Source organism: Nioella sediminis, assembly GCF_001879695.1.
GTDB lineage: Bacteria > Pseudomonadota > Alphaproteobacteria > Rhodobacterales > Rhodobacteraceae > Nioella > Nioella sediminis.
The window spans coordinates 1-15,776 of record NZ_MNBL01000176.1; the positions used below are offsets into that span (position 1 = coordinate 1).

12 protein-coding genes are annotated in these 15,776 nt (G+C 56.4%); all 12 read left to right on the forward strand.

Annotated elements, in window-relative coordinates; translation table 11 throughout:
- On the forward strand, positions 1 to 182 hold a 182-nt coding region (locus tag BKY26_RS20360; protein WP_158514371.1), incomplete at its 5' end, for a hypothetical protein.
- 229 nt (positions 183 to 411) lie between these two features.
- Positions 412 to 1,677: a hypothetical protein gene (locus BKY26_RS19010; protein ID WP_131541948.1), complete on the forward strand. Its 1,266-nt coding sequence runs from the start codon at positions 412 to 414 to the stop codon at positions 1,675 to 1,677.
- Positions 1,678 to 1,948: 271 nt separating this feature from the next.
- On the forward strand, positions 1,949 to 3,070 hold the full coding sequence (gene gmd, locus BKY26_RS19015) for a GDP-mannose 4,6-dehydratase (protein WP_071691951.1): 1,122 nt from the start codon (positions 1,949 to 1,951) through the stop codon (positions 3,068 to 3,070).
- Between the two features lie 47 nt (positions 3,071 to 3,117).
- Complete coding sequence (gene fcl, locus BKY26_RS19020; protein WP_071691952.1) at positions 3,118 to 4,095, forward strand: GDP-L-fucose synthase; 978 nt, start codon at positions 3,118 to 3,120, stop codon at positions 4,093 to 4,095.
- A 159-nt stretch (positions 4,096 to 4,254) separates the two neighbouring features.
- Positions 4,255 to 5,430 (forward strand): nucleotide sugar dehydrogenase, encoded by a 1,176-nt coding sequence (locus tag BKY26_RS19025; RefSeq protein WP_071691953.1) that lies wholly within the window; start codon positions 4,255 to 4,257, stop codon positions 5,428 to 5,430.
- A gap of 120 nt (positions 5,431 to 5,550) precedes the next feature.
- Positions 5,551 to 7,782, forward strand: a complete 2,232-nt coding sequence (locus tag BKY26_RS19030) for a coiled-coil domain-containing protein (protein ID WP_071691954.1) — start codon at positions 5,551 to 5,553, stop codon at positions 7,780 to 7,782.
- 2 nt (positions 7,783 to 7,784) lie between these two features.
- Entirely contained in the window at positions 7,785 to 8,711 is a 927-nt protein-coding gene (locus tag BKY26_RS19035) for a sulfotransferase family protein (RefSeq protein WP_071691955.1), read from the forward strand.
- A gap of 89 nt (positions 8,712 to 8,800) precedes the next feature.
- The gene (locus BKY26_RS19040; protein WP_071691956.1) at positions 8,801 to 9,682 is read left to right on the forward strand and encodes a hypothetical protein; all 882 of its coding nucleotides are present in this window, start codon (positions 8,801 to 8,803) and stop codon (positions 9,680 to 9,682) included.
- A 135-nt stretch (positions 9,683 to 9,817) separates the two neighbouring features.
- Positions 9,818 to 10,744, forward strand: a complete 927-nt coding sequence (locus BKY26_RS19045) for a glycosyltransferase family 10 domain-containing protein (RefSeq protein WP_071691957.1) — start codon at positions 9,818 to 9,820, stop codon at positions 10,742 to 10,744.
- A gap of 259 nt (positions 10,745 to 11,003) precedes the next feature.
- Positions 11,004 to 13,862 (forward strand): monovalent cation/H+ antiporter subunit A, encoded by a 2,859-nt coding sequence (locus tag BKY26_RS19050; RefSeq protein ID WP_071691958.1) that lies wholly within the window; start codon positions 11,004 to 11,006, stop codon positions 13,860 to 13,862.
- A 1-nt stretch (position 13,863) separates the two neighbouring features.
- Positions 13,864 to 14,229, forward strand: coding sequence for a Na+/H+ antiporter subunit C (locus BKY26_RS19055; protein ID WP_071691959.1), 366 nt, complete (start codon positions 13,864 to 13,866; stop codon positions 14,227 to 14,229).
- Entirely contained in the window at positions 14,226 to 15,776 is a 1,551-nt protein-coding gene (locus BKY26_RS19060) for a monovalent cation/H+ antiporter subunit D (RefSeq protein WP_071691960.1), read from the forward strand. Before BKY26_RS19055 ends, BKY26_RS19060 begins: the two co-directional genes overlap by 4 nt.

The window sequence follows — 15,776 nt, forward strand, 5'->3', positions numbered from 1 at the left end:
ATGCCATGGAAGAAATCGCCAATGACACCGGTGCACGATTGTTGGATTACCCTGACTTCGATCATCCGCGGGGCTTCAGCCCACGGGCGATGATGCGGGACAGCGACTACCTTCACCAGTCCGACGCCTATGCCGACTTGATCATTGATCAGCAATGCAAACGGCTTGGAATTGTCACCTGATCAATAGCGTCAGTTTTTTCGACTCGCTAGATCAGATGCCGCAACGAGTAGCTTGAATGAACACCAAGTCCTCTGCAGTCGGCACCGGACAGCTTCGAGGGTTGTCAGAAACCACTTGCAAGTACGGGTTGCCACACATGGTCTTTCGAGTTGAGAAGGCAGACTGCGTCAGGCATAACTCCCGCAACTCTGGAACTCGATGAAAAACTACTGGGACCGCAGGTAACCGATGAAGACTGTTTCAATCATCGTGGTTGGTAATGAAAGTGTCTGCCAAGGCCTTGCCCCAACCCAGAATGCTCGGGCCAGTTTGTCCTCGGGTGAAGACGTGTGTTTCGAGATGATTCACTTGTCAGACTCGGATCGGCTAGAGCGTGTCGTTTGCGACCTGCCGGCAGAGGCAATCGTGCTGGTTACAGATTCGGCTGAGGATGCTGTTGCACGCGCTATTGCCTCAGGTACGCCACCTGCGCAGGGGATGGAAGATTGGATCCGGGTCGTTTCGGATGTTCTAGCTGTTCAGAGGCGCAACCGAAGATCTATCGCCCTTGTTGCGGCATCAGCATTCGCGATGAATCCCGTTGGGTGCCGGGCCGAAATCTGTCAGCGCTTTTTCACGGAAAAGCCAGACGTCGATATGGTCAGTGACACTGCCTCTCCGGCTCTTGCTGCCTGGGATGCCTGGCATAGTGTTCTGGCAAGCCAGACGCTGGTATCCAGCCCTGGTGCACAGCGTTTCGAGCAAGAGTTTCAGGCGGCGGCGCTTCCAGTCCAGCGCCCCTCTTCCACGCCCGATGCAGCGTTCTCGGAGATATCGGCAATCCTTGAATCCGAACGAGCTTTGGCTGAGCGGAATGTGCAGATGGTTGCGGCAAATGAAGAGCTCGAGAACCTGCTTTCGTCCGAACGAACGAGGTTGGAGGCTGATCTCCTTTCTCGTTGCACGGAAATCAGCTTGCTCAAATCAACTCTAACGTCTGTTCAGGAAGAGCTTGGTGAAGGGCATGTTGCGCTTCAGAAATCAAAACAGGCGGCAGCACGAAAGCTGCAGGCTATGCAGGCTGAGTCCGAAGCTCAGATTAAAGAACTGTCGAATGACGTCAGTTCACTGAAAGACCGTATTGCCACAATTGGTGCCGATCTGGAGAAAGCCAATTTGGCTGTGCTCGATGCGGAGAGCAGGGCAGCTGAGACTATTCAGCGCGAACGTAAACATGCTGCGGAGTGTGCGGAGGAACAAGATGCTCATCGGACCCTTCTCTTGAATCAGCTCACGAACGTGCAAACAGAGTTGCGAGATACAGTCCTGAAGCTGAATCAAGTGGGCATGAACGAGGCGAACCAGCTTGATGTAGGTAACGAGTCCTTGCGACGCGAAGATGAGATCGAAGAACTACGGGCTGCCATCAGGGCATTTGAAACCTCAACATCCTGGGCTGTGACCCGTCCCCTCCGCGCGATCAAGACAGCCCTGACCAGCAACCGACGGAGCTGAATAGCTGCCGTCCTGGCTGATCGGCCATCTCTTTTCGTGGTTCCTTGATCACCCCAAGATGCGCCCGCATTAGGCAAGATGCGCCTGTATTAGGCCTGCGAGATCAGGTTGGCTGTCGGCCGCTTACCCCGGGAACAAAATGGTTGTGGACCCAACACCACTTTGCTACCTCCTTCGCAATCGCAGCGAAGGCCATTTTTGCAGAACACCGCATTTGCCCTGCAAGCTTGGCTTGTGACCAGGTCCCTTTCAAGAAACAGGCAGGTTTTTGATGTCGAAAAGAGCTTTGATCACCGGTATCACCGGACAGGATGGATCGTACCTAGCCGAATTTCTACTTGAAAAAGGATACGAGGTTCACGGAATCAAGCGCCGGGCATCTCTGTTCAATACTCAGCGGATCGACCACATATATGAAGACCCTCACAACAACAGTGCGCATCTGAAGCTGCACTACGGTGACCTTACTGACAGCTCGAACCTGACGAGAATTCTATCAGAAGTTCAACCCGACGAAGTATACAATCTTGGGGCGCAGTCCCACGTGGCCGTGAGTTTCGAGGCTCCCGAGTACACTGCGGATGTGGATGCAATCGGGACCTTGCGAATGCTGGAGGCGATCCGCTTCCTGGGTTTGGAAAAGAAGACACGTTTCTATCAGGCATCAACATCCGAACTGTACGGTCTGGTGCAGGAGGTTCCTCAACGTGAAACCACGCCATTCCACCCGCGTTCGCCTTACGCGGTTGCAAAGATGTACGCCTACTGGATTGCCGTGAACTATCGGGAAGCCTACGGCATGTATGCGTGCAACGGCATCTTGTTCAACCATGAAAGCCCCCGCCGTGGTGAAACTTTCGTTACCCGAAAGATCACGCGCGGCCTGTGCAACATCTCTCAGGGTCTTGAGGAATGTCTCTTCATGGGCAACATCGATGCGCTTCGTGATTGGGGGCACGCAAAGGACTATGTGCGAATGCAGTGGTTGATGCTGCAGCAAGAAGTTCCAGAAGATTTCGTCATTGCGACTGGTGTCCAGTATTCAGTGCGCGAATTCATCATCTGGACTGCCCGAGCGCTGGGTATCACGCTCGAGTTCAAGGGCAGCGGCGTTGACGAGATTGCAGTTGTCGCCTCGATTGAAGGGGACAAGGCGCCCGCTCTGAAGGCGGGAGATGTCGTTCTTCGCATTGATCCCAAGTATTTCCGACCCGCTGAAGTCGAGACCTTGCTCGGGGATCCAACCAAGGCAAAACAGGTTCTCGGCTGGGAGCCTGAAATCACCGCTCAGCAAATGTGCGCTGAGATGGTCGAAAATGATCTCAGAACCGCCAAACGACACGCGTTGTTGAAGGACCACGGCTTGGATCTGCCGGTTTCGTTGGAAATGTGATTGAATCCACCGAGAATACGGGCAGCCATCAAAGTAGGATCCACCCAATGACGAAGTACTACATCGCCGGTCACAGAGGCATGGTTGGAGGTGCAATTCTGAAGCGCCTGGAAGCCCGGAAAACGGCTGGTGAGGATATATGCATACTCACCCGCACGCATTCGGAGCTGGATCTAACGGACCAGGATCAAGTTCGTGCTTTCATGCAGGAAGAGCAGCCTGACAAAGTGATTTTGGCTGCTGCGAAGGTGGGGGGTATTCATGCCAATAACACCTATCCTGCCGAGTTCATTTATGAAAACCTGATGATCGAATGCAACGTGATCCATCAGGCCTACGCAGCCGGTGTGCGAACCCTGTTGCAGCTGGGAAGTTCCTGCATCTATCCGAAGGCTGTCGCGCAGCCGATGAAAGAAGATGCGCTTCTGACGGGTACGCTGGAACCGACCAACGAACCCTACGCAATTGCAAAGATCGCAGGGATCAAGTTGTGCGAAAGCTATAATCGCCAGTATGGCGTTGATTACCGCTCTGTCATGCCTACTAACCTCTATGGACCAGGAGACAACTTTCACCCAGAGAACAGCCACGTGCTTCCTGCCCTCATCCGCCGTTTCCATGAAGCAGCACGCGATGGCATCGAGGAAGTTGTGATCTGGGGAAGTGGCAAGCCGCGGCGAGAGTTCCTGCATGTTGATGACATGGCAGAGGCCAGCCTTTTTGTTCTCGACCTGGACAAGAGCACGTACCAGGCCAATACCGAGCCGATGCTCAGCCACATCAATGTTGGCTGTGGAACCGATATCAGCATCCTCGAACTTGCCGAGATGGTCGCAGAAATCACAGGGTTCGAAGGAAAGATCACAAACGATCCATCCAAACCAGATGGCACGATGCGAAAGCTGATGGATGTTGGTCGACTGAGCGACCTGGGATGGTCCGCAAGTATCAGCCTGAGACGTGGGATAGAGCAAACCTATGACTGGTTCAAGGAAGAGTATTCCACGAAGGACCTGAGAAAATGATCCTGAAGCGTCCCTCGACACGCGATCGTTTTCTCAAAACAGGGCAGAGACCTTGTCAGGTTCCTGGGCCGGTGCAATGAAGATTTGCCCGCTTCAGATACCCATCTGAGTCTCTGGATATAACACTATGCCAGCAATGCGGAACGAAGGAATTGTGTAATGTCAGGTAAGATCATTGCAGTTGCCGGTGTTGGTTATGTAGGCCTGTCAAACGCCGTTTTGCTTGCTCAGCACAACACTGTGCGAGCATTCGATGTGGATCCCGGGCGAATTGAGATGTTGGCCGAACGGAAGTGTCCTATTGTTGATTCAGAGCTTGAGAAGTACCTAGGCAACGAAGAGTTGGATCTCTTCCCTACGACTGACCCCGTGGCAGCCTTCACGGACGCGGATTTCATCATCGTTGCGACGCCCACGAACTATGATCCTGCGACGAATTACTTCGATACGTCTTCAGTCGAGGCCGTGATCTCACAGGCTATCTCTTTGAATGACTCAGCGACTATCGTGATCAAATCGACGGTTCCTGTTGGGTTTACGGAAGCATTGAGCAAACGGATGGGGTCTGATCGGATTACCTTCAGTCCCGAGTTTCTTCGCGAAGGGCACGCCCTCCACGACAACCTGTATCCCAGTCGCATCATCATAGGTGAGCAATCCGACCGGGCTCGTCAGTTCGCTGATCTTCTTGTTGAAGGCGCTATCGCCGAGAACATTGCCATCCTTCTGACAGAGTCTTCTGAGGCAGAAGCAATCAAGCTGTTTGCCAACACCTACCTCGCCATGCGCGTAGCTTTCTTCAATGAATTGGACAGTTACGCTCTCAGTCACGGATTGGATACGCGCCAAATCATTGAAGGAGTATGTCTCGATCCGCGGATCGGGACGCATTACAATAATCCGTCTTTCGGCTACGGTGGGTATTGTCTGCCAAAGGATACCAAGCAGCTTCTGGCTAACTATTCCGATATTCCTCAGAATCTGATCAAGGCCGTCGTAGAGGCAAACCGTACGCGCAAGGACTTCATAGCGGAGCAGATCATCCGGAGATCACCAGAGTGCGTTGGCATTTATCGTCTGGTCATGAAGCAGGGTTCAGACAATTTCCGTCAAAGCTCCATCCAAGGCGTAATGAAAAGGCTGAAGGCGAAGGGGATCGAGATCATTGTCTATGAACCAGCGCTTGAGGGAGCTGATTTTTTCAATTCCGAGGTTTGTCGTGATCTCGAAGACTTCAAGAGAAGGGCTGACGTCATCATTGCAAACCGCAAGTCAGACACGCTCGCTGATGTGCACGACAAGGTTTTTACCCGGGACTTGTTTGGCTCGGACTGAGGGGGATGGATGAGTTGTATAGCTGGTCAACCCAGATCGTAGTACAACCCGTCGGTAGGATGATATGAAAACGGGTCATCATTGCTACTGCAGAAGGCTAATTGGCAAGGAGGCCTGATCATGACCGATCAAACCACTACCGAAGCGTCGGGCAGCATTATCTTTATCGGCTGTGGTGGTGTGTCTAATCTGCTGGTGTCACTGGCCGATCATGCAAAGACCCCAGAGCGTTTCGTCTTGATTGATCCCGAAGAAGAGGCACGCGGTGCGGTGCCAGAGGTGCTGCTCGCAAGTGGGGTAACTCACCTGCAAGGAGTTCCAGCCAGTGATAAGGGCCGATCGGAAGCCATTTATTATTCGCTTCCGGGCCTTGTGTCCGTGTCAGAGCGAACGGAAGCTCTGAACGCCATTTTTCCGGGCCTCCGCATCAGCAATCGCAGTGCAATCGATCTGATTAAATCTGATACCATTGTTGAGGAGTTGACGGATCTACCTGAGCCCATCGACTGTTTTATTGATTTGCCCGGCGCCGAAGCTGGAATTCTTGAAGTTCTGCAATCTACAGGCCTGCTTGCAAGGCTCTCGAAGCTCGTAATCCGCTGCGGAGTCCAAGAGTTTTTTGAAGGTGCTCTTGCAAGCGATGCTGTAGAGTCGCGCCTGTCGGACCGTGGCTACGCTCTGATTTCAGTGAATACGGAAGATCCAGACTGGCCCGTACTCAGCTTCTTCGGCGGCCCACGGGTTGCGCGTATGGCACAACTCGAATCGGAACTGTCCTCGATGCGTTCGAAACTGGACGCGGAGGTGAAGGACCGGGATGCGAAGTTGTCGCAGCGCGGCGAAGAGCTCGCTCGCATCGGCGCAGAGCTGGAGGCGACTCGTTCGAAGCTTTCCGAACGGGAAGCTTCCTTGGCTGAGGCCACTTCGAGATTGGCCGATGCGCAGAAGGAGTCTGAGGCGCGTGAGGCCAGCCTGGCCGCTGTTTCCGAAAAGCTGGAGAAGGCGATCAAGGATCACAAATCGGAACTGTCCTCGATGCGTTCGAAACTGGACGCGGAGGTGAAGGACCGGGATGCGAAGTTGTCGCAGCGCGGCGAAGAGCTCGCTCGCATCGGCGCAGAGCTGGAGGCGACTCGTTCGAAGCTTTCCGAACGGGAAGCTTCCTTGGCTGAGGCCACTTCGAGATTGGCCGATGCGCAGAAGGAGTCTGAGGCGCGTGAGGCCAGCCTGGCCGCTGTTTCCGAAAAGCTGGAGAAGGCGATCAAGGATCACAAATCGGAACTGTCCTCGATGCGTTCGAAACTGGACGCGGAGGTGAAGGACCGGGATAAGAAGTTGTCGCAGCGGGGCGAAGAGCTCGCTCGCATCGGCGCAGAGCTGGAGGCGACTCGTTCGAAGCTTTCCGAGCGGGAAGCTTCCTTGGCTGAGGCCACTTCGAGATTGGCCGATGCGCAGAAGGAGTCTGAGGCGCGTGAGGCCAGCCTGGCCGCTGTTTCCGAAAAGCTGGAGAAGGCGATCAAGGATCACAAATCGGAACTGTCCTCGATGCGTTCGAAACTGGACGCGGAGGTGAAGGACCGGGATGCGAAGTTGTCGCAGCGCGGCGAAGAGCTCGCTCGCATCGGCGCAGAGCTGGAGGCGACTCGTTCGAAGCTTTCCGAGCGGGAAGCTTCCTTGGCTGAGGCCAAGAAAGCGCAAACTGATAAGGTTTCTGAGCTGCGAGAAGCACTCGAAACGTTGCAGCATCGAACGAATGAAAGAGACGAAGCAAGGAAGTGGCTATCCGCACATGACACCGCGATCCGGGATCGCGAGCAAGCTTTGCAGCAGGCTAGATCAGAGCTTGAATCCAGCAAGGCTGCCCTTGCTGAACGGGAATCCGAGTTGAATGCAGCGTCGAACGCTCTCAAGGACACCACATCAGCCCTGTCTGTCAGCGAAAGCTCTCTCAAGAGAGTACGAGATTCACTGGCACAGCTTGAAGTTGAGCTAAGAGAGTCCAAAAGGGAACAGTCTCGGGACGCGGCAGCGTTAGAGGCAGCAGAAACCCGAATGGATCAGGCAAACGCGGAACGGGCGTTGCAGGTTCGCATGAATGCCATGTTGCAGATTGATCTGGATAATCTTCGCAAGCAGTTTGAACGCAGCGAAAACCAACGCCGAGCACAGGAAGAGCTTCTGCTAAAGCTGACGCCAAAACTGGCACAGGCAGCGGAGCATCTTCAGCAGCTACAGTTGACGGCACCTGAAGAGCAGCCAGTAGAGGTAGAAACAGCACCCAAGAAGAGCCCGACAAGGAAGACCGCAACGAAGAGGAGCAGACCAGCTACTCGAACAAAGCGGGGAAGTTGAACATGCCTGCGAATGACTTGCATGGCGTTTTGGCCGAAGAGTTGGATGAGGCACTGTCGCTTCTAGGCGACTACAGGAACGAGACCACGCCTACCAATGTTGCGGAACCGTTTCCCAGTTTGTTGGGCCTTTGCGAAGAATTGTGCGCCGAGATCCAGCCACAGGAACCTGTTCGTGGTTTTTATCATCTTGCCTGCACGGGTGGCACATTGATGTCCAAGTGCCTTGCGGCACTTCCCAACACAATACTTCTGAGCGAGATTGATCCGCTGAGCAGCTTGGGCAGGGCGCGTCCGGGCAAGAAGCCCAAATTCATGCCAACCGACCTTCTGAACGCCCTTAATCATTCGACCAGAGCCGTAGACGACAACGTGAAACTTGGCGTTTTTCGGGCTGCGATTGATAGTATTCTATCAGACCTGTCGAAGAAAGGCATCAAGCTGGTACTGCGCGTTCATGCGCATTCGCAGTTTTGCACCTCGATTGAAGCAAGCTCTCGGCCCTCTGTACATGACATGCTGAAGTCTTCTTTTCCGCTGAGGCCACTTGTAAGCGTCAGGCATCCATTGGACAGCTTCCTAGCCTTGCGAGCGAATGAATGGGAGCATTTCCAACCCTTCTGCCTAGAAGAGTACAGCAAGCGAACCATCGAATTTCTCGATTACCATAGGGAATGCGAGATCATTCGGTATGAGGATTTTGTTGCTGATCCTGAGAAAGCGCTGGCGAAGATGTGCAGTGTTCTCGATCTGCCTTTTGAGCCTCTTGTGCTCGACATGTTCGATGCCATCCGAATTAGCGGTGACAGCGGTCGCAGCGGGTCATTGATAAAGGAACGTCCTCGGCGTCCTGTTCCTCAAGTTATAGAAGATGAAAGAACAGTCGGGCCCTACCAGGCCCTATGCGCGCGCTTGGGCTATGAACCATAGGCTTGATTACGGGTCGACGCGTCGACATTTTGTCAAGAAAGGGCTATCTCGTATGCATCAGCAGTCGAAAGCGACAGGTGCATTCTAAGATGCCATCCGGTGATCATTCTGGGTTCAGCCAAGTGTACATCACCAAGGACGTTCATGGTTCGGTGGCTTCGACTCTTGCCCGTGCCGGCACCGGAACAGCAGAAATTGATCCTGCCTCGCTGGAGAGGCTTCTGACGACATCAGATGAAACGATTTGCGTTATATGGGATCAGCCGGATCGGGAGATTTCTTCATTTCTGGCAGACGGGCGGGATCCGTCAGCCGTCATTGAGGATTGGTGCAGGCGCCATGATGCCATTATCGAGCTGTTCTTGCTGCATCTGGATCGGATCAGGCTCGTCGATGCGGCAACGCTGTCACCCATTGCAACAAAGGACGAGCTAGCCTCTTTGGCCAGCATTCTTCAGGTTCCAGGCTTCCACATCTCGGAAACGGATAGTGGAGAAACGGGTTCGGTGCTTGCCCGACTTGTCGCAGCTTTGGCGGCATCAAAAGAGGATGTTCTTGGCTCGACGATATCTCAAATGGAGAAGCATAGCCTGACACCCGTTGCGAAACGGCGCAGCACGGGTGAGCTTCTTACCGAAGCCGCATCTGAGATTGCAAAATCGAAGGAAGAGAATGCAATTAGTCTCAGGCAGAAAGAGCAGGCGGCTCGAGATATGGAGCGGGCCTTTGCTCGTGCACTGAGCGACCTGCGAACAGAGGCAGGGGCGCGAAAATCGGAAAGCGATGCACGTGATGCGGCAGAGACGCGATTAGAAGCCGTGATACAGGAACGCAATGCAGCTATTGCAGAGCTAGGGTCACTTCGTGCTTCGCTATCATGGCGCATCACGCGGCCCTTGCGGTTTGCCCGGACTCTGGTCCGCGGCTTCCGTCATGTTGAACGGCCCGGGCAATCAGATGATGATCGCTAGGTCGTTTGCCAACGTCTCGACCGAAATAGAGAGCGGTGTCTAATGGTTCGAATCTTTGTTTATGGGGGCTATCGAAACCGGCAACCGCTTGCATATGCTCCGATCCGCGAAAGATTAGGGAATCGGGTCGAACTTGTGGACAATCTGCAAGACGCACAGATCCTGACCGTCAGTCACCATAAGGATTTCGAGCTGTTCGGAGACAGAATATTCGAGTTTGTAAAACAGTATCCCACGCTTAAGGTTGTTCTGCTCTCGGAAGAGCCCTTTTGGGATAGTGTATGGATGCCCAACCCCTTGGCGCGTACCCAATCATTCAAGGCCAGTTCCGGCGAATTTCCTTTCACCGTCATCAACCATCATACCTCGCCGGTGTTCTCGGCAACAAAGATTCCCTACTTCCTACTTACAGATCCGCGTTACATTGCAGGCTATCAACCTCGTCTAGACCGCAACGCAGGCATGACGGCGGCACAATGGCATAGTCATTTCCAACACGCGCAGATCGATGCTGCCTTTATCGGCATTCGCAGAACGGGACGCCTGCTTTCACCTGCATTTCCTCAAGCGGATCTATTTGCCTTGTCGGTTTTTCGCAGCGAATTTGCTGCGGGCTGCCGCGGCGATCGAATTGTCAGGGAAGGCCAGGGCTGGACAAACGGCCCCAAAAGGCAGGATCTGAGCGACTGGCATGCCGACAAGCTCAGCCGGTTTGACCTGCAGTGCCGATATCTGTCCGCATTCGAAAACACCCATCAACCAGACTATGTCTCGGAGAAGATATTTGATGCGTTTGCAGTGGGGGCGATGCCGCTATATTCCGCATCGCCTGCGCATGCAGTGCACCGGCTTGTCGGTTCTCGTGGGTGGGTCAACTACTACGATCAGATGACCCCTGTGCCATCAATGGACGCGTTGGAACCTGTTTCGCTACAGACATGTGGCGATTACGCGGCCATCCAATCGCAGCTAGCCCAGCTTTTTGCCGAGAAGGGGAATGTCGAGCGTGAGTATGAGCGTTTGTGCTCGTCACTGGTCCAAGAGTTGAAAACCGTCTTTTAGTCAGTGCCGACGTTCTTAGGTGTTTCAAGCCGTTGATGAGAAGCTTCAAACACTTTCCATGCCCGCAAACTGTCGTGAAGGCCTTCCCGCCGCGGCTGTCCGAAGTGAAAACCCCTTGAAAGCCTATATCGCGGACATATCTTAACCGAACCAATTGGATAAGGCCGACCGTCAGAGGCGCGACGATAACTCTCCGTTGCAATGAGTTGCCGCGCCCGGTACGTGTTGGCCAGATAAATTAAAGGGACAAGGACATACCATGGGTCTTGGGGGGACTCTCCTTCTTCTCATCGCAGTAATGCCCTTCGCCGGGGCGCTGTTGCCGGGTTTGATGATCCGGGCTGGGCGCAATGTCTGCGCGATCTCGACGGCAGTACCGACATTTCTGGCGCTGACGATGCTCGTCGTTCTGGCGCCCTCAGTGATGCAGGGTGACGTGGTTCAGGCCCAGATCGAGTGGCTGCCGCAGCTCGGGCTGTCCGCCTCGTTCTTTCTGGACGGTCTTGGGCTTCTCTTCGCGGGGATGATCCTTGGGGTTGGCCTGCTGATCACGCTCTACGCACGGTTCTACCTGTCGGGCGAAGATCCGATGGGACAGTTCTATACCTATCTTCTGCTGTTTCAGGGCGCGATGCTGGGGATCGTGCTGTCGGACAACATCCTGCTTCTGTTGATTTTCTGGGAACTGACCTCGCTGTCGTCCTTCCTGCTGATCGGGTTCTGGAAGCACCTGCCAGAGGGGCGTCAGGGCGCGCGCATGGCGCTGGCGGTTACCGGCGCGGGCGGGCTTGCGATGATCGGTGGGATGCTGATCCTCGGCAATATCGTGGGCAGCTACAACCTGACGGATATCCTGGCCGCTGGCGATCAGATCCGCGCCTCCGAATGGTATCTGCCGGCGCTTATCCTGATCCTTCTGGGCGCATTTACCAAATCCGCGCAGTTCCCCTTCCATTTCTGGTTGCCTCACGCCATGGCGGCACCCACGCCCGTTTCGGCTTACCTGCACTCTGCCACGATGGTGAAGGCCGGCGTGTTCCTGCTCGCCCGGATGTGGCCGGCGCTCGCGGGGACTGACGCGTGGTTCTACATCGTTTCCACGACCGGGCTTGTGACAATGGTTCTGGGCGCGCTCATTGCGCTGTTCAAGGATGACCTCAAGGCGCTTCTGGCCTTCTCGACGGTCAGCCATCTCGGTCTTCTGACCATGCTGCTTGGCTTCGGCACTCAGGCCGCAGCCGTGGCTGCCGTGTTCCACATCATCAACCACCTGACCTTCAAGGCCGCGCTCTTCATGACCGCGGGGATCGTGGATCACGAGGCCCATACCCGCGATATCAAGCGGCTTGGCGGGCTGAGGCACCTGATGCCGATAACCTTCCTCATCGGAACTGCTGCGGCTCTGTCGATGGCAGGCATTCCGCTGTTCAACGGGTTCCTGTCGAAGGAGTTGATGCTGGAAGAGGCCTCTCATACCGACTGGTTCGGCAGCGCCTATGCGGTGCCGGTCATGGCCACGATCGGGGCGCTTCTGTCGGTCGCCTATTCGCTGCGCTTCATCTCTCATGTCTTCCTCGGTCCGGTGCGTGATGACTATCCGCACAAGCCCCATGATCCGCCCTTCGGCATGTGGGCCGCACCGGCGCTGTTGGTGGCGATGGTCGTTATTATCGGGGTTGCGCCCTTCCTTGCCGAAGGGATCGTGACCGCCGCAGCCAATGCAGTCACCGGCGCGGACCTGCATCCGCATCTGAAGATCTGGCATGGGTTCACACCCGCGCTGTGGATGTCTGTCATCGCTGTGGCGGGCGGCATTGTCCTTCTGCTGCTGCACAAGCCGCTCGACAAGCTATGGATCGCCGCGCCACGGCCCGAGGCAAAGGCCATTTTCGACCGGTTGATCGCGGGTCTTGTCTCGGCATCCCGCGCGATCACCGAGATCGGCCACAATGGCGCAATCAGCCGCTACCTTGCGATATTCACGGCAAGTTCCGTGGCCCTGGGATGGGTTGCCTATTCCTCCAGCGGTCTGTCGGCCCCGACGCGAGAGCTGCTGCCCGTGTCACCGGTGATTTTCGTGGGCTGGGTCATGCTGATCGTCGCAACGCTGTCTGTCGTGACGATGCATCATCACCGCTTCCGGGCGCTGGTTCTGATCGGGATCATCGGCCTGTCGATCTCTGCCGGGTTCGCTTATCTCTCGGCGCCCGATCTGGCGCTGACGCAGATCTCGGTCGAGACGGTCACCATCATGCTGCTGCTTCTGGCGCTGCATTTCATGCCGAAGATCACCCCGAAGGAAAGCTCTGCCGGACTCAAGCTGCGCGACGGTGTGATCGCGCTTGGGGCGGGGGGCGGCGTGGCCGCGCTGGCCTATGCATTCCTGATGCGCGATATCGAGACGATTTCCGACTATCACCTTGCCAACAGCTACGAGGGCGGCGGCGGCACCAACGTGGTCAACGTTATCCTCGTTGATTTCCGTGGATACGATACGTTCGGCGAAATCATCGTATTGGGAATCGCGGGGCTGGTGATTTATGCAGTCATGCACGCGCTGCTGGACGGACCGGCGGCGCGGCGGCTGAAGAACACCGACTATTCGCATGACCGGTCTCGTGACCGCCACCCGATGATGATGGTCGTCGCCACCCGCGTCATGATGCCCATTGCCATCGTCGTGGGCGCCTACATCTTCCTGCGCGGCCATAATCAGCCCGGAGGCGGCTTCGTCGCTGGCCTGGTGATCGCAATCGCGCTTCTGATGCAATACATGGCTTCCGGCTTTGCCTGGACGCAAGAACGTCAGCGGATGGAATACCATACGATGATCGGGCTTGGCGTCGTGATTGCGGGCTTGACCGGTGTCGGATCGTGGCTCTTCGGGCGACCGTTCCTGACCAGCGACTTCACTTATATTCATCTGCCACCGATCGAGGAATTCGAGGTTGCCACAGCCATGCTGTTCGATCTCGGGGTGTTCCTGACCGTTCTGGGCGGGGTCATGCTGATGCTCTACAGCCTGAGCAGGATTGCCCGCTTCGCCGGTGAGACAGTGAATGTCGATCCGATGGACTACGACCCGGCGGATCGGGTCCCGGACGAGGAGGAGCGCTGAGATGGAGATCATCGTTGCAAGCAGTATCGGCGTTCTGACAGCGGGAGGCGTGTATCTTCTGCTGCGCCTCCGGACCTTCCCTGTCATCCTCGGGCTCGCCCTGCTGTCCTACGCGGTGAACGTCTTCCTGTTCGCCAGCGGTCGGCTCGCCACCAACCTGCCGCCCGTCCTGTCGCCCTATGGCGACGCCAGCTACACCGACCCGCTGCCCCAGGCGCTGGTGCTGACCGCGATTGTTATCTCCTTCGGGATGACGGCGGTGCTGGTGATGATCGGGCTTGGCGCGTTTCTGGAAGCGGATAGCGACCGGATCGACATGGAGCCGGAAGAGAACGGCGCAGACGCCGCAAACGAGGGGTCCGCGTGATGCACTGGATCATTCTGCCGGTCGTCCTGCCGGCCCTGCTTGCCCCGGTCATCGGCTTCGTGATGCGCCACGACATCACGCTGGCGCGCATCGCTTCGGTTGCGGGCACGGTGCTGTTGCTGGCCATTGCCCTGGGCCTTGCCTACATGGCCGCCGATGGCACGACCCATGTTTACCGGCTTGGCAACTGGCCTGCGCCGTTCGGCATTGTTCTGGTCCTCGACCGGCTGTCCGCCCTGATGGTCCTTCTGACCTCGGCGCTTGCGCTGATCGTGCTGATCCACGCCATTTCCACGGGCTGGGACGCGCGCGGCCGACATTTCCATGCGCTGTTCCAGTTCCAGCTCATGGGTATTTGCGGCGCTTTCCTGACCGGGGACATCTTCAACCTGTTCGTGTTCTTCGAGGTCCTGCTGATCGCGTCTTACGGGTTGATGATCCATTCCGGCGGCAAGGACCGGATGCGTGCGGGGCTTCAATACGTGGTCATGAACCTGGCTGGCTCGACGCTGTTCCTGTTTGCCCTTGGCACGCTCTACGCCTCTACCGGGACGCTGAACATTGCCGATCTCGCCCTTCGCGTTCCCGAGATCCCGGCCGAAGAGGCCGCACTGGTGCGCGTTGCCGCGATCCTGCTGATGATCGTCTTCGCGGTGAAGGCGGCGCTGTTCCCGGTGCAATTCTGGCTTCCCGCATCCTATTCCAACGCGCCCGCGCCGGTTGCCGCGCTCTTTGCCATCATGACCAAGGTGGGCGCCTACGCTATCTTGCGGGTCCACACCACGGTGTTTGGCCCCGGCAGCCCCGGAACCGAGGATCTGGCTGGTACGTGGCTTTTCCCGGCAGCCATCGTGACCATCGCCCTCGGGGCGTTCGGCGTTCTTGGCGCGCGGCGCCTGATGCCGCTGATCGCCTTCTCTGTCGTGGGGTCCATGGGCACCTTGCTGGTGGCGGTTGCCGTGTTCTCGACCACCGCCACGACAGCGGCGCTGTATTACATGGTTCATTCGACCTTCGCGGCGGCCTGCCTGTTCCTGATTGCCGACCTCGTCGTCACGCGCCGGTCAGGGGATGCGCTGCAACCAGAGCTGCCGACACGGCAGAACGGCTTGTTCGCGGCCCTGTTTTTCGCAGCGGCCATCGCTATGGCCGGTATGCCACCGCTGAGCGGGTTTCTGGGAAAACTGCTCGTTCTTGACGCGATCAGAGAGCCCGGTCTGATTGGATGGGCCTGGTCCGCGATCCTGATCGGGTCGCTCTTGACCATAATCGGGTTCGCGCGTGCGGGCAGCGTCCTGTTCTGGAAATCCACGGCGATCACCGTCCCCGACGCCGAAGATGGTGAAACCGAAGACAGCGCCGCGTCGATCCAGCCGCCTCTTGCCACGGTGGGGCAGGTTGCCCCCGTCATGCTTGCATTGGCCGTATTGGGGGGGCTTGCCATCTTCGCTGGTCCTGTCTCGGCCTATCTCGACAATACGTCAGCCCAACTCTTTGATCGCGCGGGGTATGTCGAAGCTGTCCTGAGCCCTGTGGAGGAGCGCTGA

Excerpts from the sequence above, each read along its gene's own strand:
- BKY26_RS19010 (WP_131541948.1), top strand. The coding sequence starts at position 412 with ATGAAGACTGTTTCAATCATCGTGGTTGGTAATGAAAGTGTCTGCCAA.
- gmd (WP_071691951.1), top strand. The coding sequence starts at position 1,949 with ATGTCGAAAAGAGCTTTGATCACCGGTATCACCGGACAGGATGGATCG.
- fcl (WP_071691952.1), top strand. The coding sequence starts at position 3,118 with ATGACGAAGTACTACATCGCCGGTCACAGAGGCATGGTTGGAGGTGCA.
- BKY26_RS19025 (WP_071691953.1), top strand. The coding sequence starts at position 4,255 with ATGTCAGGTAAGATCATTGCAGTTGCCGGTGTTGGTTATGTAGGCCTG.
- BKY26_RS19030 (WP_071691954.1), top strand. The coding sequence starts at position 5,551 with ATGACCGATCAAACCACTACCGAAGCGTCGGGCAGCATTATCTTTATC.
- BKY26_RS19035 (WP_071691955.1), top strand. The coding sequence starts at position 7,785 with ATGCCTGCGAATGACTTGCATGGCGTTTTGGCCGAAGAGTTGGATGAG.
- BKY26_RS19040 (WP_071691956.1), top strand. The coding sequence starts at position 8,801 with ATGCCATCCGGTGATCATTCTGGGTTCAGCCAAGTGTACATCACCAAG.
- BKY26_RS19050 (WP_071691958.1), top strand. The coding sequence starts at position 11,004 with ATGGGTCTTGGGGGGACTCTCCTTCTTCTCATCGCAGTAATGCCCTTC.
- BKY26_RS19055 (WP_071691959.1), top strand. The coding sequence starts at position 13,864 with ATGGAGATCATCGTTGCAAGCAGTATCGGCGTTCTGACAGCGGGAGGC.